General features: G+C 47.8%; 22 protein-coding genes and 1 riboswitch. Of the genes, 4 read left to right on the top strand and 18 right to left on the bottom strand.

Annotated features, from left to right (window positions below; genetic code table 11):
• Positions 1-49: 49 nt before the first annotated feature.
• The 15 genes from ftsA to JK130_RS09640 all read right to left on the bottom strand — a co-directional run bounded on the left by ftsA (position 50) and on the right by JK130_RS09640 (position 16,816).
• Entirely contained in the window at positions 50-1,279 is a 1,230-nt protein-coding gene (gene ftsA, locus JK130_RS09570) for a cell division protein FtsA (protein WP_218354093.1), read from the bottom strand.
• 19 nt (positions 1,280-1,298) lie between these two features.
• Positions 1,299-2,027, bottom strand: coding sequence for a cell division protein FtsQ/DivIB (locus tag JK130_RS09575; protein ID WP_218354094.1), 729 nt, complete (start codon positions 2,025-2,027; stop codon positions 1,299-1,301).
• 18 nt (positions 2,028-2,045) lie between these two features.
• Entirely contained in the window at positions 2,046-2,993 is a 948-nt protein-coding gene (locus JK130_RS09580; RefSeq protein ID WP_218354095.1) for a D-alanine--D-alanine ligase, read from the bottom strand.
• A gap of 2 nt (positions 2,994-2,995) precedes the next feature.
• Positions 2,996-4,438 (bottom strand): UDP-N-acetylmuramate--L-alanine ligase, encoded by a 1,443-nt coding sequence (gene murC / locus JK130_RS09585; RefSeq protein WP_218354096.1) that lies wholly within the window; start codon positions 4,436-4,438, stop codon positions 2,996-2,998.
• Positions 4,428-5,522 carry an undecaprenyldiphospho-muramoylpentapeptide beta-N-acetylglucosaminyltransferase gene (murG, locus tag JK130_RS09590; RefSeq protein WP_218354097.1) on the bottom strand — a complete coding sequence of 365 codons (1,095 nt, stop codon included), beginning with the start codon at positions 5,520-5,522 and terminating at the stop codon, positions 4,428-4,430. Before murG ends, murC begins: the two co-directional genes overlap by 11 nt.
• The gene (gene ftsW, locus JK130_RS09595) at positions 5,509-6,786 is read right to left on the bottom strand and encodes a cell division protein FtsW (RefSeq protein ID WP_218354098.1); all 1,278 of its coding nucleotides are present in this window, start codon (positions 6,784-6,786) and stop codon (positions 5,509-5,511) included. The genes murG and ftsW overlap by 14 nt, the downstream gene beginning before the upstream one ends.
• Positions 6,780-8,090 (bottom strand): UDP-N-acetylmuramoyl-L-alanine--D-glutamate ligase, encoded by a 1,311-nt coding sequence (murD, locus tag JK130_RS09600; RefSeq protein ID WP_218354099.1) that lies wholly within the window; start codon positions 8,088-8,090, stop codon positions 6,780-6,782. The genes ftsW and murD overlap by 7 nt, the downstream gene beginning before the upstream one ends.
• Positions 8,091-8,095: 5 nt before the next feature.
• The gene (gene mraY, locus JK130_RS09605; protein WP_218354100.1) at positions 8,096-9,178 is read right to left on the bottom strand and encodes a phospho-N-acetylmuramoyl-pentapeptide-transferase; all 1,083 of its coding nucleotides are present in this window, start codon (positions 9,176-9,178) and stop codon (positions 8,096-8,098) included.
• Positions 9,172-10,575 carry a UDP-N-acetylmuramoyl-tripeptide--D-alanyl-D-alanine ligase gene (locus JK130_RS09610; protein ID WP_218354101.1) on the bottom strand — a complete coding sequence of 468 codons (1,404 nt, stop codon included), beginning with the start codon at positions 10,573-10,575 and terminating at the stop codon, positions 9,172-9,174. Before JK130_RS09610 ends, mraY begins: the two co-directional genes overlap by 7 nt.
• The gene (locus JK130_RS09615; protein WP_218354102.1) at positions 10,572-12,101 is read right to left on the bottom strand and encodes a UDP-N-acetylmuramoyl-L-alanyl-D-glutamate--2,6-diaminopimelate ligase; all 1,530 of its coding nucleotides are present in this window, start codon (positions 12,099-12,101) and stop codon (positions 10,572-10,574) included. The genes JK130_RS09610 and JK130_RS09615 overlap by 4 nt, the downstream gene beginning before the upstream one ends.
• Complete coding sequence (locus tag JK130_RS09620; RefSeq protein ID WP_218354103.1) at positions 12,091-13,866, bottom strand: penicillin-binding transpeptidase domain-containing protein; 1,776 nt, start codon at positions 13,864-13,866, stop codon at positions 12,091-12,093. The genes JK130_RS09615 and JK130_RS09620 overlap by 11 nt, the downstream gene beginning before the upstream one ends.
• Positions 13,863-14,204, bottom strand: coding sequence for a cell division protein FtsL (ftsL, locus tag JK130_RS09625; protein WP_218354104.1), 342 nt, complete (start codon positions 14,202-14,204; stop codon positions 13,863-13,865). The genes JK130_RS09620 and ftsL overlap by 4 nt, the downstream gene beginning before the upstream one ends.
• Complete coding sequence (gene rsmH / locus JK130_RS09630) at positions 14,201-15,133, bottom strand: 16S rRNA (cytosine(1402)-N(4))-methyltransferase RsmH (RefSeq protein WP_218354105.1); 933 nt, start codon at positions 15,131-15,133, stop codon at positions 14,201-14,203. Before rsmH ends, ftsL begins: the two co-directional genes overlap by 4 nt.
• Positions 15,130-15,588: a division/cell wall cluster transcriptional repressor MraZ gene (mraZ, locus tag JK130_RS09635; RefSeq protein ID WP_218354106.1), complete on the bottom strand. Its 459-nt coding sequence runs from the start codon at positions 15,586-15,588 to the stop codon at positions 15,130-15,132. The genes rsmH and mraZ overlap by 4 nt, the downstream gene beginning before the upstream one ends.
• Before the next feature lie 439 nt (positions 15,589-16,027).
• A complete protein-coding gene (locus JK130_RS09640) occupies positions 16,028-16,816 on the bottom strand; it encodes a SapC family protein (protein ID WP_218354107.1) in 789 nt (262 codons plus the stop codon).
• A gap of 419 nt (positions 16,817-17,235) precedes the next feature.
• Between JK130_RS09640 and JK130_RS09645 the strand changes: the two genes are divergently transcribed.
• On the top strand, positions 17,236-18,438 hold the full coding sequence (locus JK130_RS09645; protein ID WP_218354108.1) for a dipeptidase: 1,203 nt from the start codon (positions 17,236-17,238) through the stop codon (positions 18,436-18,438).
• 87 nt (positions 18,439-18,525) lie between these two features.
• On the opposite strand, the gene JK130_RS09650 is transcribed toward JK130_RS09645, so the two are convergent.
• Complete coding sequence (locus JK130_RS09650) at positions 18,526-19,602, bottom strand: alpha/beta hydrolase (protein WP_218354109.1); 1,077 nt, start codon at positions 19,600-19,602, stop codon at positions 18,526-18,528.
• Between the two features lie 232 nt (positions 19,603-19,834).
• A riboswitch (cyclic di-GMP riboswitch) is annotated at positions 19,835-19,932 on the top strand.
• Positions 19,933-20,004: 72 nt separating this feature from the next.
• Here JK130_RS09650 and JK130_RS09655 point away from each other — a divergent pair.
• The 3 genes from JK130_RS09655 (at position 20,005) to JK130_RS09665 (ending at position 23,276) form a co-directional block, all read left to right on the top strand.
• Positions 20,005-20,700, top strand: a complete 696-nt coding sequence (locus tag JK130_RS09655; protein ID WP_218354110.1) for an AAA family ATPase — start codon at positions 20,005-20,007, stop codon at positions 20,698-20,700.
• Positions 20,660-20,995, top strand: coding sequence for a ribbon-helix-helix domain-containing protein (locus JK130_RS09660; RefSeq protein ID WP_218354111.1), 336 nt, complete (start codon positions 20,660-20,662; stop codon positions 20,993-20,995). The genes JK130_RS09655 and JK130_RS09660 overlap by 41 nt, the downstream gene beginning before the upstream one ends.
• A gap of 115 nt (positions 20,996-21,110) precedes the next feature.
• A complete protein-coding gene (locus tag JK130_RS09665; protein WP_218354112.1) occupies positions 21,111-23,276 on the top strand; it encodes a tetratricopeptide repeat-containing diguanylate cyclase in 2,166 nt (721 codons plus the stop codon).
• Between the two features lie 9 nt (positions 23,277-23,285).
• On the opposite strand, the gene prsR is transcribed toward JK130_RS09665, so the two are convergent.
• Together prsR and prsK are read right to left on the bottom strand one after the other, a co-directional pair.
• Positions 23,286-24,647 carry a PEP-CTERM-box response regulator transcription factor gene (gene prsR, locus JK130_RS09670; protein WP_218354113.1) on the bottom strand — a complete coding sequence of 454 codons (1,362 nt, stop codon included), beginning with the start codon at positions 24,645-24,647 and terminating at the stop codon, positions 23,286-23,288.
• A 37-nt stretch (positions 24,648-24,684) separates the two neighbouring features.
• A complete protein-coding gene (gene prsK / locus JK130_RS09675) occupies positions 24,685-26,709 on the bottom strand; it encodes an XrtA/PEP-CTERM system histidine kinase PrsK (protein ID WP_218354114.1) in 2,025 nt (674 codons plus the stop codon).
• Between the last annotated feature and the right edge of the window lie 16 nt (positions 26,710-26,725).

Consider the following 26,725-nt stretch of genomic DNA (forward strand, 5'->3'; position numbering starts at 1 on the left):
TCCCTGACAACCTTATGAACCGACGATAGCGCCCCCAAAATAAAAAAACTTAAAATTCACCTTTGAACCAGCTTTGCACCCGGTTAATAAAACTTTCGACCGGTTTGTGTTTGCTGACTTTCTTATTCTCTGATTGCATTTTGCCATATTGCAGTAAACCCACAACCGTGGCAAAACCCGCATCATCAGTATATTCAGACAAACCTTTTATATTAATTGGTTTGCCCACGCGCACAGGCATTTGGAACAGTTCCTCAGCAAATTCAACAGCACCCTCCATTTTGGCGGTACCGCCGGTTAGTACTAACCCTGCTGCTATTTGTTCTTCCAGCCCACTGGCACGAATCTCGTCGTGCACTAATTCAAATAGTTCCTGATAGCGAGGTTCGATCACCTCAGCTAACGTATGTCTTGACATTGCCCGTGCGGGACGGCCGCCTACACTGGGCACTTCAATGTTATCTTCCATACTCACCATGTCTTTCAGTGCGCAGGCATAATTCATTTTTATCTCTTCGGCGTTGCTAATAGGCGTGCGAAATATTTTGGCTATATCGCTGGTAATCTGATTACCCGCCACGGGTATTACTGCCGTATGGCGTATAGCACCATCGGTGTATATAACGATATCCATAGTACCGCCGCCAATATCCACCACGCACACACCCAGCTCTTTTTCATCATCGGTAAGCACTGCATAACTTGACGCCAGCGCTGAGAAAATCAGCTGGTCAGCATTAAGCTCACAACGCTCTATGCACTTGGTCAGATTTTTCGCCATATCGTCGGCGCAGGTAATAATATGCGCATCAGCTTCCATTCTGACCCCTGACATGCCAATCGGGTTTTTTATGCCTTCCTGAACATCAATGGTGTATTCCTGTGGCAAAACGTGCAACAAGCGGCGCTCTGCTGCAATGGGCACCGAGCGGGCTGCATGAATTACGTTATCTACGTCTTCCTGGGTTACTTCCTGGTTGTTAATGGGCACCATGCCGTTTTCGTTCTGACATTTCACATGACGGCCCGAAATAGACATAAATACCGACGAAACTCTGCAGTCGGCCATCAGCTCCATTTCGTTTACCGCATTTTGTACAGACTTAACCACCAGGTTTAAGTCGTTTACCCCGCCCTTGTCCATGCCTTTTGCAGCATAGGTTCCAACACCAACAATACTGATCTGACTATCATTTAGCACTTCACCAACCACGGCTTTCACCTGGCTGGTTCCAATATCCAGGCCGACGATCAAATTGCGTTCAGCGGGTTTTGACATAGTAATTTAAACTCTCTCACTAACTTTGATTGTTATCGTCGTTGTGCCAGCCCACAGCAAACCCTGTGTCGTACCGCAAATCAACGTACCGAACTGGTTTTTCTTCTTTAGTTAACAGCGGATATACATCAATAAACCGCTGTAATCTATCAATAAATTTTTGACGACCCAAGTTTAGCTCGACGCCGTTTTTAAGTTGCATATGCCAGGCAAAACGCTCACTAAGTGATAATTCTGCAATCGCCATTGACGAGGTGGCTAACAGTAACTTCATGGCGTTGTACCCCTCCAGCGCGGTTTTTTCACTGCCACCCGGGCCGTATAAACGGGGTAAAGCAAGCTCTTTAGCACTGGCTTCAAAGGTATCGCCATAAGGATTAAGCAACATATCCTCGTTCCATTGCGCCACGGGTTGTTGCTCAACCAAATAAATTTTTAATGTGTTAGGCCACTGCTTTCGCACAGAGGCCCGGTAAACCCAGGGCTGCATCTCGACCAGCCTGAATACCTCATTCACATCGAGCTCGAAAAAACTGCCCGGTTGGCTTTTTCGAATCAGCCGTTCTATCCGGGTCAGACTAACATGGTCAAAGTCGCCTGAAAATTCAATAACCTGCACAGGCATTCGTTGTTCGTCTTTAAGCCAGTCGCGAACAATTAACGCGCCATAAAGCAAACTACCAATAACACACAGCAAAAATACCAGGCCGCCAATAAGGCGTATTCGTGTATGTGTTAAAACCTGCATGTTCTGGTCACTTTTTATTTAGCCTTGAGCCATGCTGGTGCCTAAAATTGTCAAAGACAACGTGTCAAAATCAATACCCGCTACGGCAGCCGCTTTAGGAACCAGGCTCTTTTCAGTCATTCCCGGCACGGTGTTAGACTCCAGCAAGAAAAACGTACCGCTGGCTTCATCACGCATTACATCAATACGCCCCCAGCCACTACCAGAGAGGGCATGAAATGCTTTGCTCGATAGTTCGGCAAGACATGTTTCGTCTTCAGCCGAAAGCCCGCTGGGGCAAAAGTACTCAGTGGTATTGTCCTGGTATTTTGCCGCATAATCGTAAAATGTATGGGGGGTAGACATTCGGATTGACGGTAACGCCTTGCCTTGTAGCAACGCTACCGTATACTCCTGCCCATCAATGAACTGCTCTAATAGCACCTGATCATCGTAATGAAAAGCTGCGTGTATGGCAGTTTCGAGTTGTTTAGCGCTAGTCACTTTCGCCATACCGATGCTCGAACCTTCCCGAGCGGGTTTGACCATGACTTTATTCCCCAATTTTTTCATTATAACGCTGCACGATCCAGCTTCAAAGCTTGTTTTATCAACAATTTGGTATTTAGCGGTGGGCAAGCCCAGACTTTCCCAAATTTGCTTACTGTGAATCTTGTCCATTGCCAGCGCCGAGCCCAATACACCACTGCCGGTAAACGGGATGTTAAGCAGCTGCAACGCCCCTTGCATCGACCCGTCTTCACCGCCACGGCCATGCAGCATAATGACGGCTCTATCTATACCTTCTTCAATTAAATCAACAATTTGCCTGTGCGCGGGATCAAAAGCTATAGCATCTACACCCATACGATGCAGCGCATTAAGAACCGCAGTCCCTGAGCGCAACGACACTTCACGCTCGGCAGAGTCGCCACCAAGCAGCACGGCAACACGGCCGAAATCAGATGCCTGATATTGTTTTTGCATTATTATTTCTCATCCAAAAAAATTTTCGGCTCGCACTTTTTTGACGCTAGCTCACTGGCGATTTGCCCGATATTTCCTGCGCCCTGAGTCATTATGACATCATCGGTGCGTAGAAGGTTCGACAATAAGCTTTGCAAATTTTCCTTATCACCCACATAAACAGGCTCAAGTTGTCCGCGCATTCGAATTGACCGGCACAAAGATTTGCTATCGGCGCCTTCTATTGGGGCTTCGCTGGCCGCAAAAACATCGAGCATTAACAACACATCTACCTTGGACAGGGTTTCAACAAAATCTTCGTATAGGTCGCGCGTACGGCTAAAGCGGTGCGGCTGATACACCATAACCAAACGCCGACCAGGCCAGTTAGCCCGAGCTGCGGCTATAGTGGCGGCCACTTCGGTAGGGTGATGACCGTAATCGTCTACCAGGGTTAGCGGCCCGATACTGGTATCAAAATTCCCAAGTACTTCAAAACGTCGGCCAATTCCGCTAAAACCCGCCAGTGCCCGGGTAATTGCTTCGTCTTCCACACCTTCGTCGGTGGCCACGGCAATGGCAGCCAGCGCATTAAGCACATTGTGATTACCGGTAAGATTCAGCGTTACCGACAACTCGTTATGTTCGCGGCGCACTACTGTAAACTGCGCCTGACCGAAACCCAGAGTAACATCACGGGCTATCACATCATTGTGCTCTTCAAAACCATAGGTGGTGATACTTCGTCCAACACGTTCGCGGATGGCCTGAATATTTTTATCATCGCCGCACATTATGGCCTGACCATAAAAGGGCAAGTTATGAAGAAAGTCTACGTAGGTGTCTTTCATGCGCCCAAAGTCACCGTCGTAGGTATCCATGTGATCGGCTTCAATATTGGTGACCACCGCCACCATTGGTTGCAGGTGCAAAAACGAGGCATCGCTTTCATCAGCTTCTGCAATCAAATAACGACTGCGACCCAGACGGGCATTGGTACCGGCACTGTTAAGCAAACCGCCGATAACAAACGTAGGATCCAGGTCACCTTCGGCGAAAATAGTGGCAATTAAACTGGTCGTAGTCGTTTTACCGTGAGTGCCGGCCACTGCAATGCCGTGGCGAAACCGCATAAGTTCGGCCAGCATTTCGGCGCGTCGTATTATAGGAATACGGTGTTCGCGTGCATAAACAACCTCAGGGTTTTGCTCGTTTATTGCACTGGAAACTACGACTACATCAGCCGTTTTTACGTTTTCGGCAGCATGACCAATACACACGGTGGCCCCCTTGGCGCTCAAACGTTTGGTCATCGCGCCGGGCTGTTGATCTGAGCCAGTAATTTTATAGCCTTCATTGAGCAATACTTCGGCAATGCCGCCCATTCCGGCGCCACCAATACCAATGAAAAATATGGTTTCTACTCTCCGCATTTGCGGACTTTGGAACGGCGTTTCAAACACCATCAGCCGTTTCTCCTGTCAGCGCTATGCACTGGTTAATTACATTGTCGGTGGCGTTTATCTGCGCTTGCTTACGGGCATTTTTACCCATTTCTAAACATTGCTGCGGATCGGCCAGCCAATTTTCTATGACTTCTGGTAGTTGTACAGCCAGCTGCTGTTGAGGAATCAATACAGCCGCGTCGTCATCTACCAGCGCCTGGGCATTTTTGGTCTGATGATCATCTACCGCATGAGGTAAAGGTACAAAGACCGCGGTCAGACCCGCTGCTGCGACTTCAGAAACCGTCAGCGCTCCTGCCCGGCAAATAATTACATCAGCCCAGTGATACGCTTCGTGCATTTTTTCTATAAATTCGCTTACCTGCCACTGACACTTCGCTGGCGCATAAGCCTGCTCTACCGCTTCAGCATTGTTTTTTCCGCACTGATGCCATATCGACACCTGGTCATAATTTCCTACCACTGCCGGAATGGCCGTGTTCAGAGGCGCTGATCCCAAACTGCCCCCCACCACTAAAATTCGCAAGGGTATGTGAACACTTACTTTTTGTTGCAGCAAGGCTATGTCATGACGTATTGGGTTGCCGACGGTAACACACCGACTGGCGGCATGGCCAAATTGGTCTTGTGCCGCATTAAAGCCTAACAAAATTTTACGGGCTAATCGGCCCAGTAGCTTATTGGTCATACCAATAGCCGCGTTTTGCTCATGAATAACCAAAGGTATTCGCAAACTGTAAGCCGCCGCGCCGCCTGGTCCACTGGCATAGCCACCAAAGCCTATCACCAAATCAGGCCGTAGTTTTTGCAAAATCTGGCGCGCATGCCACAGGCTCTTTGTCAGGGCCATAATGCCCTGAAGGCGGACCTTCAAGCCTTTACCGCGCAGGCCTTTTACCGGTAAAAAATGAATATCAAACTGGTTGGCCGGAACCACGTGTGCTTCCATACGCTCGGCGGTGCCCAGCCACTGCACATCCCAACCGCGCTCACGAAGTGCAATTGCCACTGCCAGCGCCGGGAAAACATGACCACCGGTACCACCAGCCATAATCACACAGCGCTTTGGTTTAAGCTTTGGCATTGTTCGCCTCCTGCTCAACATCACTGTGCACTTCTTGTGCCCGACTTTTAACCGGAGGTTTTTTTAAACGTCGTGGTTTGTCGCCCCGATTGAGTGCCTGTACGCCATCAACCCTTAGTTCAAAATCAATACGCAATAACAAAGCAATGGACACCATCATTACAATCAAGCTCGTGCCCCCGTAGCTGATTAAGGGCAACGTGAGACCTTTCGTGGGTAGAATACCCACACTGGCGCCAATATTTACCGCGGTCTGAAAGCTAAACCAAATACCGATAGCATAGGCCAAATATCCTTCAAAAGGCCGTTCGTGCGCTAATGCCCGATTACCAATTTTTAAGGTGCGCACGACCATAAAAAAGATCAGTCCCAGCACGGTGAGAACGCCTACAAAACCCAGCTCTTCGGCTAAAATTGCCATGATAAAATCGGAATGCGCCTGAGTTAAAAATTCAAGCTTCTGATAGCTGTTTCCCAAGCCTTGTCCAAACCAGCTACCCCGGCCATAAGCCATTAGCGATTGCGTAAGCTGATACCCGCTGCCAAAGGGGTCTGCCCAGGGGTCCAGAAAAGAGGTCACACGGCGCATTCGGTATTCTTCAAAAACAATCAGCGACACCACCGCAGCAAGTCCGACAAACACAACCCCGAAAAATTGCCACAATGGCGCGCCGGCCAGAAAAAGCAGCCCCATGGTGGTGGTAAGCATAACCACCGCGGTACCAAAGTCGGGTTGCAGCAGTAGCATGGTGGCCAGTACAAACAGCACGGCCAACGGTTTTATAAACCCCTTGATGTTTTCGGTTACTTCTTCGTAGCGTCTGACTAAGTAACCCGCCAGATAGGTAAAAAAGAATAATTTTGCAGGCTCGGCCGGCTGTAGGGTCAGTGGCCCTAGTACAATCCAGCGGGTACTGCCATTGATGCTGCGCCCTACCACTAATACTGCTACCAACAGCACAATGGCAAGAATCAATAAATACGGATTGGTTATTTTCCAAAAGCGCATAGGAACTGTCAGCACTATACCGGCGGCAACCAGCGCCGTGACCAGATAGATAATATGGCGCGCTGAAAAATAAAAGGGGTTGCCATATTCACGCTCGGCCACGGGCATAGAGGCGGATGTCACCACAATAAGTCCAATAGACATCAGCGCCAGAGACACTAAAACCAAAGATAAATCATACGCACGCTGACTACTTACCTGACCGTGTCGGGCCGTAAACAGCTCGCTGAGTTTTCCAGTTGCCGTGGTCAACATACGTCACCACTTGCAATAGCTTCGATAAAAGCGTGCGCCCGATGTTCGTAATTTTTGAACATATCTAAGCTGGCACACGCTGGTGATAACAATACGATGTCGCCCGGGCGGGCAAATTGATGAGCCTGAATCACCGCGGCCTGCATAGACTCAGTATGCACGCTGCCTTGCTTTAAGCGGCCGATTTGTTTGCCATCACGACCTAACGTAATCAGTTCGTCAACGTACTGCTCAAAATAAGGCTGTAACGCTTTAACAGCGGCCCCTTTCGCATCACCGCCAGCGATAAGAACAAGTTTACCGCGACGCTCAGCCCCCAGACCTTGCAACGCAGCTATGGTAGCGCCCACGTTGGTTGCTTTGGAGTCATCAATCCAGGTGATGCCGCCTTTATCAGATACCGGTACACACCGGTGAGCAACCGCTTCAAATGTGTACACAGCCGCTACTGCCTGGCGCACATCGACACCCAGCAGCATAGCTAGCCCCAGCGCTGCCTGTATATTAAGTACGTTATGTAAACCTACTAGTTTTACTTCTGCCAGATTGACCAACGGCTCGCCCTGCCAGGTAATCCAGTGATTTTTCAGCCCAAAATCATGCAGCTCGGCTTGCTGACCAAATTCAATCACATCTACCATCAATGGCAGGGGATAGGTTAATTGCTGATCGCGCCAGCACAAGGCGCTTTGGGCATGATTATAAATGCGCTGTTTGGCATCACTATACGCGGCCAGTGTTTTATGACGATCAAGATGATCATCACTGATATTTAAAATGGTGGCGCCTACCAATGCTAATGAGTGGGTTGTTTCAAGCTGAAAACTGGAAAGCTCAAGCACTATGGCTTCAGGGTTCAGGCTCATCGCATCAAGGGCAGGCAAACCCACATTACCGGCTGCCACCGCATTTATGCCACACGCTTTTAAAATATGGGTAGTTAACAGTGTCACGGTGGTTTTACCGTTTGACCCGGTAATACCCAGTACCGACGCCTGATTAAAGCGGGCAAATAATTCTATTTCACCAATAATCTCAACATTTTGCTGTGAGGCTCTTTGTAATTGGGGGTGGTCAAGAGCCAAACCCGGACTTACCACCAGCAAGTCAACGTTATCCCAGTAATTTTTTGGTGGCTCGCCATTAGTCAAAGGTATATCGATGCCCTCAGGCAGCGTTTGCTCAGCCCGGGTATCCCAGGCGCTTAGCGTTACCGGCTGACCCATTAAAAAACGCAGACATGCCTGACCGCTGAGACCAAGCCCGGCAACCACTACATGTTTTGCATTTAATTGGTTAGTCATTTCACTTACCGCAACTTGAGGGTGGCTAAGCCCACCAGCACCAAAATCAACGAAATTATCCAAAAACGAACAATAACCCGGGGTTCAGGCCAACCTTTTAGCTCGTAATGATGATGAATAGGCGCCATTCTGAAGATTCGCTGACCTCTTAATTTGTACGACCCGACCTGCAGTATTACTGACAAAGTTTCTGCCACAAATACGCCACCCATAATAATCAGCACAATTTCCTGACGGACTAAAACGGCCAGTACGCCCAGGGTACCGCCTAGTGCAAGTGAGCCTACATCGCCCATAAACACCTGTGCCGGGTAAGTGTTAAACCACAAAAATCCCAGACCAGCGCCTACGATAGCGGTGCACACAATCACCAGTTCCCCGGTAAGCGGGATATACGGTATATTAAGGTATTCGGCAAAATTGGTATTGCCGGTGACATACGCAAAAATGGCCAGGGCGCCGGCCACTAATATGGTGGGTACAATAGCTAAACCGTCCAGGCCATCAGTCAGGTTAACGGCATTGCTGGTTCCGACTAATGCAAAGTACACAATCATCATGTAGGCCAGCCCCAGCTGCGGGAAGACCTCTTTAAAAAATGGAACCAATAGCGCAGTTTCTGCCGGTGAGCTGGCGCTACTGTATAAATATCCGGCCACACCAATAGCAATGGCTGACTGCCAAAAGTATTTCCAGCGGGCAATCAGGCCATTGGAGTCTTTGCGAATCACTTTTCGATAATCATCGACAAAACCAATAATGCCATAGCCGACAATCACGAACAGCGTGACCAATACGTAGCGATTGGTTAAGTCGGCCCACAGCAAAATACTGATAATCACGGCTGCCAGTATTAACAAGCCACCCATGGTGGGTGTCCCGGCTTTCGATAAATGACTTTGCGGACCGTCGTCGCGTACGGTCTGGCCAATTTGCATGCGTTGCAGCGCACGAATCATTTTAGGGCCGATAATAATGGCGATAAGTAACGCCGTCAGGGTGCTCAAGATTGCGCGCATCGTCAGATACGAGAAAACATTAAATCCTGTTTCGAACTGGGTTAACCACTCAGCCAGCCAAATTAACATGCAATACGCTCCCGACGGCGATCAAGCTTTCCCAGGCGAGATGCCTCAATAGCCTGTACGACTCTTTCCATTCGTGAACTGCGCGACCCTTTAATTAAGATTGAAATATCACGCTGCTCTTGTTCAACCCGACTCAATAAGTTATTTACCAGATTGTCGACTTCGTAAAAATGCTGACCCTGGTGGTCAAACACGGTACTCGCGCTTTGACTCAGTACGCCTAGCGTCAGTAGGTAGTCGATGCCTTTGCGCCTGGCGTATTGGCCAACCTGCTCATGGTAAAAACGCGCCTGCTCGCCAAGTTCGGCCATATCGCCAAGCACCATAATTCTTACGCCGCTAAAAGACGACAAAGTATCAATTGCGGCATTCACCGACGCCACATTCGCATTGTAGGTATCATCCAGCAGTCGCACCTGACTGGTCAGGGTTTTCACGTTTAACCGGCCCTTCACCTGCTGCATTTCACGCAATCCTTCACTGATATCTTCCAGCGTTGCGCCAACCTGCATAGCCAAAGACGCCGCCACCAACGCGTTTCCTACATTATGCACACCGGGGATTGCCAGCTGAATGGCGGTAGTGCCAGCCGGCGTAACCATGTCGAATTCAGCACAGCCGTCAAGCCCAACCGAGATATCCCGCGCGCAAAAATCTGCCGGATTTTTTTGGTCAGGGGAAAAGGTCTGAACCTGTTTGTCCTGCACTTTACCAAGCCAAAAGTCAGCGAACTGGCTATCTATGTTTATGATCGCCATCCCTTGTGCGCTAAGGCCGCGAAATATTTCGCTTTTTGCACGCGCCACGCCAAATAAACTTCCAAACCCTTCAAGGTGTGAAGCCGCAGCATTTACAATAGTGGCCACGTCGGGTTTCACCAAAGCGGTGGTATAGGCAATTTCGCCCAAATGATTGGCACCAAGCTCCATAACCGCAAAGTCGTGGTCTTCTTGTAAGCGCAGCAACGATAATGGCACCCCAATTTCGTTGTTAAAATTGCCTTGAGTCGCCAGCACATTGCCTCGGCGTGACAAAATTGAGGCCGTCATTTCTTTCACTGTGGTTTTGCCGCTGCTGCCGGTAATGGCAACTGTTTTGGGTGCAACAAACGCTTTTACGGCGGCCCCAAGCTGGCCTAAAGCCTCTCGGGTGTCAGCCACGTGTATAACAGGTAACCGGGTGCAAACATTTGCGCTGGCGATAATTGCACTGGCGCCACCGGCCTCGGCCTGAGCAACGAATTTGTGACCATCAAAGTTGGGCCCGGTTAGGGCAATAAATACGTCACCTGCCTGAAGACTTCGGGTGTCGGTACTGACCCCAGCCACGGTGAGGTCATCACCAGACAGCTGACCGCCCACATTCTGCGCTATCCAGGACAGCGTGGTGGTTATCATGTGTTGTACTCCATCTGCAGCCGTGCAATAACGGCGCGCTCGTTATAATTGTTTTTGGTATTTCCGATTATCTGGTATTCCTCGTGACCTTTACCCGCCACGATAATCATGTCCTGCGGGCCGGCATTATCCAGACAATAACGAATTGCCGCCTCGCGCTGTTCTATAAACACAGCATTTTCGGGGTTAGCCAGTCCGCTACAGATATCATCCGCAATAGCCTGAGGGGCTTCTGAACGGCTATTGTCATTGGTAATAACTATATGATCGGCGTATTGCTCGCCAGCATTCCCCATTAACGGGCGTTTGCCCTTATCCCGGTCACCGCCACAGCCAAATACACACCATAGCTGCCCCTGGGTATGAACCCGGGCACTTTGCAGTACTTTAATTAAGGCATCAGGAGTATGGGCATAATCGACCACCACATTAGCGTGGTGTTTAAACTCAAACACTTCCATGCGCCCGTCGACGGGTTTTAATAGCGGCAGTAGCCTGATGATATTATCGAACGGCTCTCCCAGGGTCAGTGTTACCGCCACGGCGCTAAGGATGTTACGTACATTAAATGTACCTAACAAAGGCACATTAACCTGGTGATTACCCCAGCTCGATTGCAACATAAATTGCACACCCGCCTGATGATACTGAACATCGCCAGCCAGACAATAACGATACTCGTTTAACCGTAAGCATGATTTATCCATACTGGTTAAAACCGGCTCGATGTGCGCTGGAGCATTGTTTATCCAATTCGCCGACTCGGCATCATCGGCATTCACTACTAAGGTTTTTAAACCCGGCTGAGCCAACAAGCCTCGCTTGGCCTTAGCGTAGTCTTCCATGGTGTGATGGTAATCAAGATGGTCGCGGCTTAAATTAGTAAACACCGCAATATCGGTTTTTACCTGACTCAAACGCCCTTGCACAATGGCATGGGAAGAGGCTTCAAAAGCAACCTGCCGCACCTCATGAAGCACAAAGTCTGCCAATAATGCCTGTATAGCAATGGCATCAGGGGTGGTGTTGTTCGCAGGCGACGGGGCCCATTGGGTCGAGGTACCTTCATACACGCCGCTACCCAGGGTCCCAATCGCAGCACAGCGTGTCCCAGCCAAAGACGTTAACTGGCTGATAAGCTGCACCACAGAGGTTTTACCGTTAGTGCCGGTCACAGCGATTGAATCTAATTTTGATGCCGGATAATCGTAAAAGGCTGCGGCCAGCGACGAGAGCATGGCGGGTAAATCGAACAGGTGCACGATGACCGTGCCCGCCCGCATCTCCATTGCCCCGTGGGCGCCGCTGTCGTCAGTTTGCGCCAGAATGACTTTTGCACCTAAACTAATTGCCTGGGGTATAAATTCGCGGCCATCTAATTCGTGACCTTTCAAGGCGATAAAAGCCTGTCGGGGAGCCACCTGGCGACTGTCTAACGCCAGTCCTTCAATACGAATATCGGGCGCTTCGATGCCAAATTTCGCCAACAGTGGCCGCACACTTTGAGTAAATGCGTTAGCTACCATGCTGGCCTCCGGTTAACCATTGGGTGGACGTAACCTGTTTATCATCAGGCGGAATATTCAATAATTGTAATGCCCCGCCCATAATCGCTGAAAAAGCGGGGGCCGCGGTATCGCCGGCATGATACAAGTCGCCGCCGGGCTCGTTAATAAGCACTACCGTAACCAATCTCGGGTCAGACAATGGCGCAATTCCAGCAAAAATATTGACGTACTCTTCGCCATATCCTCCGGCCACCGCTTTTCGACTGGTTCCAGTTTTGCCACCCACCCGGTAGCCGGCTATAGCTGCCTTAGTGGCAGTTCCGCCACGTTGTACAACCGACTCAAGCATATTCATTACAGCATTAGCGTTTTTCTCACTAAGTACCCGTTCGTCCTGGGGTTTCCACCCTTTTGATTCAGGACGCTTAACAATCTTCAGAGGATGCTTAATTCCCCCATTGGCAATAGTGGCGTACATTCTGGCAAGTTGAGCGGTGGTGACTGAAATACCATAGCCAAAAGATAACGTGGCTAACTCAAATTTTGACCAGCGGTTTCGCTCATGAAATATACCGTCGCTTTCACCGGGCATATTGGTACCGGTATCAGTCATCAGCCCCATGTTGTAATAAGTATCAAGCAAAAAGTTTTTGGGCACGCCCAGGGCCAGCCGCGAAGTTCCCATGTTGCTGGAATGCTGAATAATCTCTTCAAGAGTTAACTCACCATAATTGCGGTGATCTTTAACCAGACTGCCGCCTAAGCGCATCCAGCCGGGGTGGGTGTCCACACTGTCATTTATTTCAACATTACCAAACTCAAGAGCCGAAAGAACCGCAAGCGGCTTCATTGCCGAACCTGGCTCAAAAGCATCCGTTAAAACCCGGTTGCGCATTCTGCGCGGCGATACATCGCTGCGATCGTTAGGGTTAAACGAAGGCGCGTTAACCATGGCCAGAATTTCACCGGTATGTACATCGGCTACAATGGCCGAAGCCGAAGTAGCCTGGTAATACAGCATGGCTTCTTTTATTTCACGGTACGCCAAAGCCTGAATACGCTGGTCGATAGTCAGCGTTAAGTTGCCTGCCGCTTCGCCGTCTTTTGACTCCAGAATTTCGACCTGGCGGCCTTTGGCATCGCGTCGGATAATCTTTGAGCCCGCAGTACCCGTTAGCCAGTCATCATAAAGACGCTCAAGCCCTTCAATACCCGAGTCGTCCACGTTGGTAATGCCAATGAGCTGGGCGGTCACCTCACCGTTTGGATAATAACGGCGACTTTCGCGACGCAGATAAATACCTGGAATATCAAGTTGACTGACATAGTCTGCCATGGCCGGAGACACCTGACGCTGTAAATACACAAACCGGCGTTCCGGGTTTTTTACTTTGTCTTTGAGTTCCTGCACATCGCGCCCCAGAACATCAGCCAAAGCCTCCCACCGCCGGGTACGAGACAGGCCATTTTTTTGATGAACAATTTTAGGGTCGGCGTAAATGGCTCTTACCGGAACGCTTACCGCTAACTCAACCCCATTACGATCAGCAATAAGACCACGATAGGTGGGCATATCCCGGGTACGTAATGTACGGTAATCCCCTTGCTCAATTAAACTGTCAGGAGCGATAACCTGAATATAAGCGGCACGTACTGCAATCGCGCTAAATACTAACGCCACCGCCAATAGCACTACAACAAAGCGCCACTGAACCAGGCTCGGCTTCACATTTTGCCGGGCGCCGCGGTTCTGTTTTTTTCCTTTGTGCGGTGACTTTGTCATTTTATTTTTATTACCACTTCCTGATCAGCACTGGGACGATGCATATCCAGCTGCTTTTCTACCATAGCTTCAATTCGGTTGTGTTCTGTGAGCGCGCGCTGCTCTAATACCAGGTTACGCCACTGCACATCTAACTCATCACGTTGCTGCATAAGACTTTCAAGCTCGATATTTTGTTGCCGATTGTGGTGGCTGGCCAGTACCACCGCTATGCTTGAAACAATCACCATCAAATACAACAAAACCCGCAACTTGTTGCGGGCTAAATCGTGGACCAGAATGCCGATGAGGCTGAATTTCGTGGCCGCCTGTCGGTCTTCACTGGCCGCCGGACTCATAGCTTTTCAGCCACCCTCAATACCGAGCTTCGCGAGCGAACATTCACTTCAATCTCTTTGGCGCTCGGCTTTATAGCCTTGCCAATAGGTTTGAGTACTTTATCTGCGTCTATCTCTGCCTGCGTAACCGGCAGATTATGAGGTACAACCTTGCCTTTACTTTGTTCTTTGATAAATCGCTTTACCAGGCGGTCTTCTAACGAATGAAAGGAGATAACCGCCAGACGACCACCAGGCTTTAACACCTTAGTTGCCGCTTTCAGACCCACCCGTAATTGCTCAAGCTCTGCATTTATATAAATGCGGATACCCTGAAAAGCCCGGGTGGCCGGATGTTTGTATTTGTCTTTTACCGGAACCGCCTGATCAATCAGTTCAGCAAATTCAAGGGTACGGCTAAGCGGTTGAGTTTGACGACGTTCCACCACCGCGTGAGCTATACGCTTACCAAACTTTTCTTCACCAAATTCTTTAATAACCTGGGTGATATCCTGAAGCTCTGCTTTGTTTAGCCAGTCAGCGGCACTGATACCACGGCTGGTATCCATACGCATATCTAAAGGGCCGTCGCGTAAAAAACTAAACCCGCGGTCAGCATCGTCCAGCTGAGGTGATGAAACACCCAGATCCATCAATACACCGTCAACTTTACCGCCCAGCCCTTGTTGTTCGAGCTGCTCAGCCAAAGTGCCAAAGGGTTCATGAATAATTGAAAAGCGCGGATCGCTCAACAACGGTTGAGCTGCTTCAATAGCCTGAGGATCGCGGTCAAAAGCAATCAAACGACCCTGTTCTGATAGTTGTTCAAGAATTTTACGAGAGTGCCCGCCACGGCCGAAAGTGGCATCAACATAGACACCATCTGGTTTAATCGCCAGACCGTCCATACATTCGTTAAGTAAAACAGAGATGTGAGCAAAGTTGCTCATAAAGAAAAATCCTGTAAACGTTCGGTAAGTTCAAAGTTTCCTTCACGCTCAATATCCATATCTGCTTCAACCTGACGGGCCCAAATATCGGCATCCCATATCTCAAGTTTATTAAGCTGACCTACTAACATAATTTCTTTGTTCAGATTTGCGCGTTCGCGTAGAGGAGAAGACAACAGAAAACGTCCGCTTTTATCCATTTCGCCCTCGGTTGCATAACCAAGTAGCAAGCGTTGCAAACGACGTTCAGCAGGAATAGTACTGGAGAACTTACTAAGTTTTAATTCAATTTCTTCCCATTCGGGAAGTGGGTAAAGTAGCAAACAACATTGTTGTGTATCGGCGGTGCAGACCAGCTGACCGTTGCAATCATCCAACAAAGGTTGACGATATTTTGTTGGTATGGCCAACCTTCCCTTTGCGTCTAGATTGATTGCGTTAGCGCCGCGGAACATTCCCCTAGCCTTTTTTTATTTTTGTTTGTATTTTTCTTGTTTTATGGATGCTGCTCTGCAAAAACGATGTCTTTCGATCCACAATTCGCCACATTTACCCACTGCTTGACAGTGTAGGTAGGTTGCGCGGTCACTGTCAAGCAAAAAACCTGGCTGCAAGCCGCGTGGCCATTGACTTTGACCTGTATCTATATACAGTGAAGCGCTGAAGTGGCTGATAATTGAACAGAAAAAACCGAGGCGGACGGACTAATTTTTTTAAATTTTATTTATAGAAAAGCGCAAACGGGGGGTTGTATAACCGTATGGTGGGTTTTAAGAGCGACCCGGCGAAAAACATTCAGTGCTGTCCAAAGCAAAAATCAGAATCGTACGAATAAAAAAGCCGGCTGCGATATTTAAACCAAAGCCGGCTTTTTTAAAAGATGGGGGTCAAAACTTACTGGTTGTTAGCGTCGTTTTGTTGTTGCTTCTGTTCCTGCTTCTGTTCCTGGGCATTTACCGAGCTCAGTTGCATGGTTTGAATTGGGTTGTCAGTTTCTTTAGACAGCTCTACCAGGCGGTTTAACTGACCTAACGACATCATGACCGCATACATTGCGCCTAAAAATCCTGATTTGTGTAACTCAAGTACTTTTTCTTCAGGAAGTTCCAGCATTTTCTTTTCGTTAATGCTAAGCATGCCAGTGACATTGCGCTGCTGACCGTCTTTGTATAAAAGACGAATCTGAATCTCTTCCAATAACTCAAGTTCGATAACTTGTTTTACAAAGCGTTGAGTCATCATTTCACTGTTGGCCAGGTCGCCCAAAAATTGCTGGCGGTTTTGAAGGTACTCAGACGGTTCTCCGCTTTCGGTAAACAAAGGTTGTCCTTCGTCACCTAACAGCTCGCTGTTATCGTCAATATATACACCCAGTTTTTCGCCGTCTGGGCGAACATCAAACGGGTAACGCAATACGTTCATAGGAACGTGCGGACCTTTCCAACGATCTGAAGCCAAAAACAGGTTTTGATTTTGTTCCATGCCCAGCATAGCCACTACATGGTAGCGATCTGCTTTTGGATCTTTAATAAAAACAATTGGCATAGACGATGCCAGCTGTGCAAATTCTTTAATCGATGCTGCAGCAAGGTGGGTTTTCTTTGCAAAGGCGAAGCTGTTGTTCACCGCTACTTTGGTGTCTTTGTGTTTTTCTTTATCTAGCGGAATGTAATTAATAGCCATAATCTACTTCTCGTAACAGTTAGGGGTGGTAATGAATACATGGATCAGAAGACAACGCCACAAGCGGATTGTTTCATGCGTTCCACACTGTAAACCGGCGTAAGATGCCAAGGTTAAAAATGCATGGAAAAGTATTACCACGATATTTACTTCAACAAATGCCCTGCCCTGTTGCACGTTCTTGCGCGTGCTCCTAAACAGCAGGGAGTGGGGGCAGTATCCCGTATTTACGGGCGTAAGTCACGCGCATGCACCATATCAAGTTTTAAGATTTTATGACAACCGATTAACAGTTTTTTTTAATCGGTAACCAAACTGGTATCGCCGCACTGGTCATGGCACACTGGCTACAGATTGTTCTTCTGTTCGTTCCAAACAAAATTAACTTGTTGAATTTCATATAAAAGGAACCTTGTTTTATGTTTGCAAAATCTTCTTTGCGCGCCGCTTTGTTTTGTGGCGTAAGTTGTACCCTGGCCGCCCCTGCTCTCGCCGCCGAGGTATCGTCTCAAGCCAAAGACCTTGCTCAAAAAAGCATCATTGTGGATGGCCACATTGATGTTCCTTATCGTATCCACGATGTGTGGGCCGATGTAACCCAGGCCACTGATGATGGCGATTTTGACTATCCGCGCGCTAAGCAAGGCGGTTTGAATGCCCCTTTTATGTCTATTTATGTACCGGCCTCTTTGGATAATTCGTCAGAGTCGACGCAGTTGGCGCATCGGCTAATAGACTCGGTTGAAGCCATTGCATACCGTGCCCCAGACAAATTTGCTATTGCAACCAGTGTTAAAGAAGTAAAAGATCAGTTTGATAAAGGCCTAATTTCGCTGCCCATGGGTATGGAGAATGGCTCACCTATTCAGGGTGACATAGCCAATTTACACACCTTTTACGAACGCGGTATCCGCTATATTACGCTGGCCCATTCGCAGGCAAATCATATTAGTGACTCCTCGTATGACTTACGTCGAAAATGGAAAGGCCTGAGCCCGTTTGGTAAAAAGCTGATTAAAGAGATGAATAACATAGGTATGCTTATTGATATCTCTCACGTGTCTGATGATGCGTTTTATCAGGTGATTGAACTAACCAATACGCCCGTTATTGCATCGCATTCTTCATTACGTCACTTTACCCCGGGCTTTGAGCGTAATATGAGCGACGATATGCTCAAAAAACTGGGCAAAAATGGCGGCATTGTGATGATAAACTTTGGTTCTGGATTTGTGACCAAAGAAGCGCGCAAGTGGCGGGATGGTTTAAGTAAGCATACTCGCAAACTGGTCACCAAGTATGGCAAAGATAGCGATGAGGTCATTAACGCAGAAAGCAGCTATCGTGAGCTGAAGCCTTATCCTTATTCAGACTTATCTGAAGTATTGGATCATATTGATTACGTGGTGAAATTAATCGGTATTGAGCATGTAGGTATTGGTTCAGATTACGATGGTGTGGGCGACACCCTACCTACCGGCCTCAAAGACGTTGCAGCATTTCCTAATCTGATACAGGGTCTGATGGACCGCGGCTATAAAAAGGCTGATATTACAAAAATTCTGGGCGCAAATTTTTTACGCGTCTGGGAGCAGGTTGAACAATACGCTGACAAGCATTAGTTTAGATAGCATAAAAAAACGAGTTACGTTCCCTGACGATACTTATTGCGCGCAATTGGCCATCGTCAGGGTAACGTCACGTACCTGTTATTTTTCGGTCGCTTGTTTAAAGTCGTCGTAACTAATATAAGGCTTGGGCCGATTTGCATCTAGCAGGGTAGGAACTGAGTCGGTATTAGCATTAATAAAAGCGTTAAGCATAAACACCATTTGCCGGTACAGCGGGTTAGGCTCAGGCACTGCACACCGCTCCTGTGGATTCACCATGCTGGTTTTAAAATGCATGTCAGCAACCAGTTTGCGGTTTAAAGGCAGGTCGGCATGGCAAAGATCATAGTCTTTGTCGATTTCAAAAAAGGTGTTGGTGTTATCGGCAAACTCTAAAAGACGCTTCACCCCTTTTATAGGCGTGGTATGGTCGGCTTGCGAATGCGCCGCAAACACCGGTACTTTTATACGCTGACCGTTATCTAAGCGCTGACGAATTGAACTAATAATGTCCATCAATTCCAACCCCGCATGGCCCGCCACGGTAGGATACTTATACGGATTTGGGCCGTTTGTTTCGTAATCGCCATCAATGATTCTGGACAAAGCTTTTATGCCCCAGATTTTCCACATAATTTCGGCGTTATCTGTTAACGCCATGGCGCCTGAAAACAACAGCAGCCCGGCTATGTTATCAGGCTTTTCAAGGTAATAGTCGACCGCCAGTGCCCCACCTGTGGAAAACCCTCCGATAAAAAACTGTTTTCCTAAAGGCTGGCTGATATTGACGATAGTTTCGACATGTTGTTGCCAGCGTTCTGCCAGTTTTTTATCTTCCATATCAGAATCGGCGCTGCGTAAACCGTGCCCTGGGAGCAAAGGGACCACCACGGTAAACCCCCGGTCGTGTAATACGCCGGCAATAGCCCGCATAAAATATGGTGAGTCGCTCAGCCCGTGAAACAAAATTGCCACGTTGTCTGTAGGCTTACCATGATGCAAGATAAAGGGGCCATTACCTTCGTTTCTCAGCTTATCTGAACAGACTCTGAAGTGGTTTACCTCAGCTTCGCGACACCGTCGAGTCGTCTCAAGTTCATCTTGGTAAAGCTGACTAAAATTATTAAACACCTGCTGAACCGGCGCAGCAAACGCAGCCGAAGAAAAAAATAACATGATGCCTGCAGATACTAGGGTCCATCTCAAGGGAAATTGCTCCGGTTACGGTTAACAAAAGTTCAGCTTTTTATTTTAGCACGAGGTAATACCAGAACAACGGCTATTACGTTCATGGGATATGTCCCTGTCAGTATTCAACTCCATATCTTTAGGTTTGTCGCAATGACTGAAAAGCCCCAGAATCCGCTATGCTTAATCGCGAAGTAGTACTTTTTTAGTACGGCGAAACAGACGAAAAAGGCAAAACGAGGCGAAAGCGCGTGACGCAAAGCCACCGGTCTTTGTTACCAACATTTTATTTTGGTAAATGACAGCGGGGTTACCGAACATTCTGATACAGGTTATTAGTCTGATTCGCTTTTTCTGTCGGCAATTTACATGCGGATAAGGAACAATACCATGATCATTTTAATAGGCGGCGAGAAAGGAGGCAGCGGCAAAAGCTGTCTGGCTCAAAATATCGCTGTATATCTTCGTAATGAAAAACAAGCCAGCGTATTGATGGTGGACTGCGATCCACAGCGAACGACCTCTGACTGGATTCAGGAGCGCAATGCTAACGAGGCCCTGCTCTCCATAAATTGTGTTCAGCTGTACGGCAAGATTCGCAACGATTTGCTGAGTCTGCGTCAGCATTATGATTATGTAGTTATTGACTGCGGCGGCCAGGACAACCTTGCTCTGCGCTCGTCAATGGCGGTGGCAGACCATATTCTTATTCCGTTAAGGCCCAAACGCCGTGACCTGAAAACGGTTCCCCATATGGAAGATATTCTTTCTACCTGCAAAATGGTGAACCCACGAATGAATGCAGCGTTTGTCATTACGCAATGTCCATCATTACCTTCGTTAGCGGGTCGAATTTTAGAGGCCAAAGAGGTGTGTCGTTCTTTTGAGGTACCGGTTCTTAATTCGGTCACTTTCAGCCGTAACATGTACGATGATTCTGAAGAGTCTGGAATGTCGGTTATGGAAAGCGAACCTAAAGGAAAAGCCGCGATTGAAATACGCAGTATTATCGAAGAGCTTCTGACCCGGGAAAACGGAGAAAGCTATGAGTCTTTCCAGCCTCAAAAAATCCAAGCCGTCGGTTAGTAACAAAGCGCCGGTTAGTGTCGAATCTTTTATTGACCAGGCAGTGAGTTACGCAAATGGTGAGCGCATAGACACGACATTATCCAATGTTGTCAGAATGCCCGACAAAACACCGGGTGGCCCCCATAAGAAAATGCGCAGAGCCACCTTCACTCTTGACGAAAAAACCATTGAAAAATTTACGTTGCTAAGTGAACAAACCGGTACTGCGCGCTCTAAGCTTATTCGATTGTGGGTTGAGCAAGCGATGGTAGAAACAACCCAGGAGGTTTTACGTCAGGAGCTGCTTTATTAGCTTTTTACCAAAGCTTACAATAAATAGGTAATTGAGTCTTATCACCTTCTTTCATTAGCTTAATCGCATGTGGTAAGGTAATACATTGCTACACACGCCACTTTGGTTTGGTACGATGCAATATTTTTGTCGGCTTGTTTGTGCAGTGCTGCTATTTTCGTTTGCAAAGTTTGGACTGGCTTCCCCAAGTCAGTTTCTTTCCTGCTCGCCCGATGTTTGCAGACAGCTATCACAGCTTAACCACGACTTTGACAATGGGCTTTCTGAACAAGCCCGACAAAACCTGAGTCAACTGATTGGCTCACTAAAAAACCTTGATAACCCGGACGATCTGGCCGCGGCGCATTTTTACCAAGGGCTTTTTGCCCGCGCCGATAGTCAATATGATAATGCGCACAAGGCTTTTGTAGAAGCTTTACGCTTTTGCGAAGATCCCAGCCAAGCGATAGTAAAAGCATTTATTTTGGGTGAAATTGCAAAAGTTCATCAGCTGCAGGGCAATTTACAGGCTGCCCTGGATCATGCATACCGGGCGCTGCAGCTTTATCAGAAGAAGCAAAATTTAGCGGGCGTTGCCTGGCAGCAGGTTACCCTGGGAAGTATTTTGCTGGCCCGGGGCCAGTACGAACCTGCCCTGGCAGTCCTGCAACAGGTCGCCAAAAATAACCAAGAGCAACAAGACAACGCACTCACCGGACAGGTATTTTACTTTATCGGCGTAACTTACTTACGCTTACAGCACTTTGAGCTGGCGGGGCAGTATTTAGCAGATGCGCAAACTCATTTTAGCCATAGCCCAGATACGTTTTATCTGGCCTCAACTTACTTTAGGCTGGGCGAGCTGAATTTTCAGCTCAGTGATACCGTGACCGCCCGTTTGCACCTTAATAAAGCGTTGATACTGTTTGGCCAGATAAACGCGCCTTTCATGTTACACAAAGCGCAAAGCTTGTTGGGGCTTACTGAAATCAGCGCAGGTCAGCTGGCTCAGGGACAAGAACGACTAAACTCAGCAATGGCGTTTGCCCAAACACAACCCACACCCAAGCTAGAAGCTTACCTTCATCTTTATATGGCCAAAGGTTTATGGCTGGCCAAAAATCCTGAGCAAGCGCTGGCACATGTGGATAAAGGCGAGCGTATGGCCATTTCCCAGCAACGTGCCGGGCTGCATTCAGAATTTTTAAAACTTAAAGCGCAATTATTATTCGACCAACAAAAGTATCAACAGGCGTACGAAGTACAGCAACAAAGCTACGCCATGACGGCATCTTTAGCCAATCAGGCCCGGCTGTTACCTATTATTCAACAAAGTGCCTTATTGCAAGTCCAGCGCCAGGCGCAGTCTATCGAGTTACTTAAGCACAGCAAAGCCACCGAACTTGCCCAGGCTGAACAAAGAAACCTGCGAAATATGCTTGTTCTTGGCTCTGTTATTACTTTGATGTTGTTACTATTTTTACTGTTTAGCCGCTACACCCATCAGCGCCAGAACATGTGGCTTAGACAACAGGTTAAAGCGCGAACCATAGAATTAGAAAGCAAAAACAAACAGTTACAAGAAGCCTTTAAATCGCTTGAACAGGCCAGTTTACGCGACCCTCTAACCGGACTGTACAATCGCTATTATTTAGATACCCGGTTACCGGGCGAGTTTCGGCGCGCACAGTACGCCTGTGTGCAGGCGGCAAAAAACAATACTGCCACCGATACCGACTTGCTCTGCTTTTTAATGGACATCGATAATTTTAAACAAATAAACGATGAGTACGGGCACTTGTCGGGCGATCGGGTACTGGTTCAGTTTGCGGCCCTGATTCAGGATGTGTTTAGAGAAACCGATCTGCAAATTCGCTGGGGGGGTGAAGAATTTCTTGTTATTTGCCGACATGCAAGCCGCAGCAGTACAGAAGAGCTGGCTGAGCGATTCCGGCAAACGGTCGCGTCCAATGTTTTTATTCTGGCCGACGCACGACCGTTAAAAGTCACCTGCTGTATTGGCTTTAGCGTATTACCGCTGAATCCTCACGGGCCTTTTAATACTTCATGGTCTACCACCTTTGCGCTGATTGATTATTGCCTGTATGCAGCAAAGCTATCGGGTAAAAACTGTTGGGTGGGCGTGCGCGAGGCTCGTGAATTGCAGATGCAGTCGCAAGATGCATCAATCGCGAATGACGATGCCACATCAGTACTGTCGAAAAAGTTTAATTTAGCAAAAATAAGATTGGCCACCTCACTGAACAACAGTGCCAGTATCCGGTGGCCAGATGATAACTGACTTGCGGTTTTATACGCCGGTTTTCAGGTCTTCCATATGGTATTTGTCAATCAATGAGTAAAGGGTTGGCCGGGTTACTCCCAACAACTCTGCGGTTTTTGACATATTTTTGTCAGCGGTTAAATACGCCCGCCGTATGGCTTTGCCTTCGGCTATTTCCCGAACTTCGCGTAAATTTAGCGTTTCGGTTTCAGCCGGTTTGTCAGGCGCAATCAAGCCCAAATCTTCAGCTTGCACCACCTGACCTTCAGCCATAATTACCGCAGACTTCAACTTATTTTGCAGCTCGCGAATATTGCCAGGCCAGCGATGCGCCAATAAGGCTTGAATCGCGCCTTCAGAAAAACTTTTTGCTTTGGCCCCAAATTCTTCGCGATACTGGCCTAAAAAGGTACGAGCGAGTAACACAATATCCTGGTCGCGGTCTCGTAGCGGCGGGATCATAATCGGTATTTCACCGATACGATAATACAAATCTTCCCGAAAGGTCTCTTCAGCCACCATAGTTTGCAAATTACGGTGGGTTGCACAAATGACCCGTATGTCCACGGATATTTCTGCACGTCCACCCACACGCTCGATAATTCGCTCTTGCAAAAAGCGCAGCATTTTAGCCTGTAACCCAAGAGGCATGTCACCGATTTCATCCAGAAATAAAGTGCCGCCCTGAGCGGTTTCAATTTTACCTAACGTGGTTTTATTGGCCCCGGTAAATGCCCCCTTTTCATATCCAAAAAGTTCACTTTCTAAAAGGTTTTCAGGAATTGAGGCACAGTTGATGGCTACAAAAGGTTGATCTTTTCGCGGGCTGTGTTCATGAATACTGCGTGCAAACACCTCTTTACCCGTGCCGCTTTCTCCCAGCAATAAGGTGCTGATGTCGGTACCGGCAATTTTTTCAGCCCGTCTCACCACAGCCTGAATTGCCTCACTGTTACCAATGATACGACCCATACCGGGGCGGGTTTTTGCCAGAATGCGGTTTTCATTTTCTAGTTTAGCTAAGTTGGTGGCACGGTTAACCAGAAGCTTTATCGTGTCTGAGTCTATGGGCTTTTGATAAAAATCATAAGCGCCAAGCTCAATGGCTTTTAGGGCGTTTTCTTTGTCGTTGTTGCCCGTCACCACAATAACTTTGGTACGCGGTGCCAGCGCCATAATTTCTTCCAGCGTTGCTAGCCCTTCAGAGGCATTAGCGGGATCAGGTGGCAAGCCTAAATCCAGGGTCACCACTTTTGGTTCGTGACGACGCAACTGAGCAATGGTTGAAGTACGATCATCGGCAAAAACCACCGAGTAATCTGTAAAACTCCATTTTAATTGTTTTTGGATCCCCAAATCGTCATCGACAACTAGTATGGTATCCGTCATGTGCTGGTTATCCTGTGTAAATTATTGATGTAACTTATCAGTCAAGTGGAAAAGCCAGGGTAAAGCAGCTTCCCTCGCCTGGTTGACTGCGTACGGTCAAATACCCTTTGACCGACTCCATGTAATGTTTTGCATCGTAGGCACCTATGCCCATTCCTGCATTACCTTTGGTGGTGTCAAAAGGTTTAAATAAGCGTTGTTCTATAAATTGTTTATCCATACCACTGCCATTATCTTCAATCAGCACACGTTGCTGCTTTTCAGCTTCGTCTACCTCTAAGGTAATGGTCACATAGCCGTTTTCTGCGGTTGCCTGCTGCGCATTGCTTACCAAATGGTAAATAACATTAGAAAATTTCTCGGCATCAACCACCACGGTACTCTCCTGTGAACAGATAAGCTGTGGTACAGGAAGCAAATTATGACACCGGTTTTGCAATACATGCTGTATCAGTGGTGATAACAGCTGTGCCTGGTCTATACCTTTGTCATCTACATTTTTTTCGGTCAGCTGCCGCAACATCTTATCCATTCTGGCTTTGGTGTAATGCAATGTTTCAAACGTATCTTCAATAAATTCAGGATTATTCTTGTGTTGCTCGGCGTTACATAAAATCAGATCGACCTGAGCCATCACATTTTTAAGGTCGTGCAAGACAAAGGCTGACATGCGGTTAAACGCCGCAAATTGCGCATTTTCTGCTACGGCATTGGCTGCTTCACTGTGCAAAATATAGGTGGCAACCTGCTCACTTACGGCATGCAAATAGTCACGTACCTCCCAGTTTAGCGAAACGCTTTGACCAGAATTATGTAGCAGCGCAAAACCCCATACTTTTTCCTGGTTAAACAAAGGTACTACCAGTTCAAAGTTCATTGCTTTAACCATAGCCCGGTCTAGCTGCAACCCTTCGTATTTAAAAGGATTCACCTGGTATTCGGGTAAATCAATCAGCCAGTTGGTACTGGCACAAAACGGAATAAGCTGACGTAATACGCACCGTTCAGCTTCATTAAACTCTACGTCCCCACACTCACTGACCAGTTCAACATTGTTACCCACAATTTTGGCCAGCACCCCGTTGTCATAATTAATAGCCTCGCAGGTGCCTTTTAGTGCATGGCCGTACACTTCATGCATACCGGTGGTTTGCGAGGTCAGCGCTTTGGTGAGTTTGACCCATTCAACCCGGTAATCAAATTGATTAGCAAAAAAGTGTTTGGTGATAAACACTTTGGTGCGATTACGCAGGCTATTCGAGGTGATAACCGCGGCCAGCAAGGTTAACGATAACCCCAGTGTGATAATTTGAAAGGTTGTACCCCAGTTACCGCCAAAGTAATTAACGGCGTAGCCTGCCATAGCCACAACAAACAAAAAGCCCCCGGCCACCAGCATAATAGAGCTGTGCAGCACCACCTGACGCGATATAAATATATCTACGCCCCAGTGTTTAATACGGCGTATGGCCACCACCAAAAAAGGTAGGATTAAAAAGTAGAAAAAGCCGCGGGCGGCAATAAACCCGGGGTCGACAATGTTCACCATAGTCGCATTTACATAGGTAACAAATTCAAATAGGTGTACTGCGCCTAACGAAATTACCAGCGGTTTATAAGCCCACCGGTCTTTATCAACTTGTCGGTACAACACTTCAAGCAATAACAACACTTCTAATGACAATATCGTCATCATTAAAAAGAGTGTCGACAGCTCGAACCGAAAAAACCAGGGCGCAATTAATGTGACCAGACCGGGTAATAGGATAAACATGGTCACCGGCCGGCGTAGTACATCCCATATGGTGGTGAAGTCATTTCGTAAGCAGCTGGCTAAAAAAAGTAGCCAAACCAGGAGCTTGGTGGCATCGGCGGTCAGCAAAAAATGCAGACTCACCGGACCGGTTAAATACGTAATATAACCGACTGACCAGCCAAAGCTGACCAGGGTGGCCAGCATTAACAGATATTTAGCCAGACCGGCTTTACGAACTGTGAACAGCAGCAGCAATAAGCCCAGATGGCCCAGTGCGTTCAGGGTATAGCCGATATCTGCCAGCATTATCTTCCCTAATAAA

The sequence above is a fragment of the Alteromonas lipotrueiana genome (assembly GCF_019249245.1).
In the GTDB taxonomy this organism is placed as follows: domain Bacteria; phylum Pseudomonadota; class Gammaproteobacteria; order Enterobacterales; family Alteromonadaceae; genus Alteromonas; species Alteromonas lipotrueiana.

Coding starts and splice junctions, on each gene's coding strand:
- JK130_RS09655 (WP_218354110.1), top strand. CDS start 20,005: ATGATCATTTTAATAGGCGGCGAGAAAGGAGGCAGCGGCAAAAGCTGT.
- murG (WP_218354097.1), bottom strand. CDS start 5,522: ATGCCAAAGCTTAAACCAAAGCGCTGTGTGATTATGGCTGGTGGTACC.
- mraY (WP_218354100.1), bottom strand. CDS start 9,178: ATGTTAATTTGGCTGGCTGAGTGGTTAACCCAGTTCGAAACAGGATTT.
- ftsA (WP_218354093.1), bottom strand. CDS start 1,279: ATGTCAAAACCCGCTGAACGCAATTTGATCGTCGGCCTGGATATTGGA.
- ftsL (WP_218354104.1), bottom strand. CDS start 14,204: ATGAGTCCGGCGGCCAGTGAAGACCGACAGGCGGCCACGAAATTCAGC.
- rsmH (WP_218354105.1), bottom strand. CDS start 15,133: ATGAGCAACTTTGCTCACATCTCTGTTTTACTTAACGAATGTATGGAC.
- JK130_RS09615 (WP_218354102.1), bottom strand. CDS start 12,101: ATGGTAGCTAACGCATTTACTCAAAGTGTGCGGCCACTGTTGGCGAAA.
- prsK (WP_218354114.1), bottom strand. CDS start 26,709: ATGCTGGCAGATATCGGCTATACCCTGAACGCACTGGGCCATCTGGGC.
- JK130_RS09645 (WP_218354108.1), top strand. CDS start 17,236: ATGTTTGCAAAATCTTCTTTGCGCGCCGCTTTGTTTTGTGGCGTAAGT.
- murC (WP_218354096.1), bottom strand. CDS start 4,438: ATGGTGTTTGAAACGCCGTTCCAAAGTCCGCAAATGCGGAGAGTAGAA.
- mraZ (WP_218354106.1), bottom strand. CDS start 15,588: ATGTTCCGCGGCGCTAACGCAATCAATCTAGACGCAAAGGGAAGGTTG.
- murD (WP_218354099.1), bottom strand. CDS start 8,090: ATGACTAACCAATTAAATGCAAAACATGTAGTGGTTGCCGGGCTTGGT.
- JK130_RS09660 (WP_218354111.1), top strand. CDS start 20,660: ATGAGTCTTTCCAGCCTCAAAAAATCCAAGCCGTCGGTTAGTAACAAA.
- prsR (WP_218354113.1), bottom strand. CDS start 24,647: ATGACGGATACCATACTAGTTGTCGATGACGATTTGGGGATCCAAAAA.
- JK130_RS09610 (WP_218354101.1), bottom strand. CDS start 10,575: ATGATAACCACCACGCTGTCCTGGATAGCGCAGAATGTGGGCGGTCAG.
- JK130_RS09580 (WP_218354095.1), bottom strand. CDS start 2,993: ATGCAAAAACAATATCAGGCATCTGATTTCGGCCGTGTTGCCGTGCTG.
- JK130_RS09665 (WP_218354112.1), top strand. CDS start 21,111: ATGCAATATTTTTGTCGGCTTGTTTGTGCAGTGCTGCTATTTTCGTTT.
- JK130_RS09640 (WP_218354107.1), bottom strand. CDS start 16,816: ATGGCTATTAATTACATTCCGCTAGATAAAGAAAAACACAAAGACACC.
- JK130_RS09575 (WP_218354094.1), bottom strand. CDS start 2,027: ATGCAGGTTTTAACACATACACGAATACGCCTTATTGGCGGCCTGGTA.
- ftsW (WP_218354098.1), bottom strand. CDS start 6,786: ATGTTGACCACGGCAACTGGAAAACTCAGCGAGCTGTTTACGGCCCGA.
- JK130_RS09650 (WP_218354109.1), bottom strand. CDS start 19,602: ATGTTATTTTTTTCTTCGGCTGCGTTTGCTGCGCCGGTTCAGCAGGTG.
- JK130_RS09620 (WP_218354103.1), bottom strand. CDS start 13,866: ATGACAAAGTCACCGCACAAAGGAAAAAAACAGAACCGCGGCGCCCGG.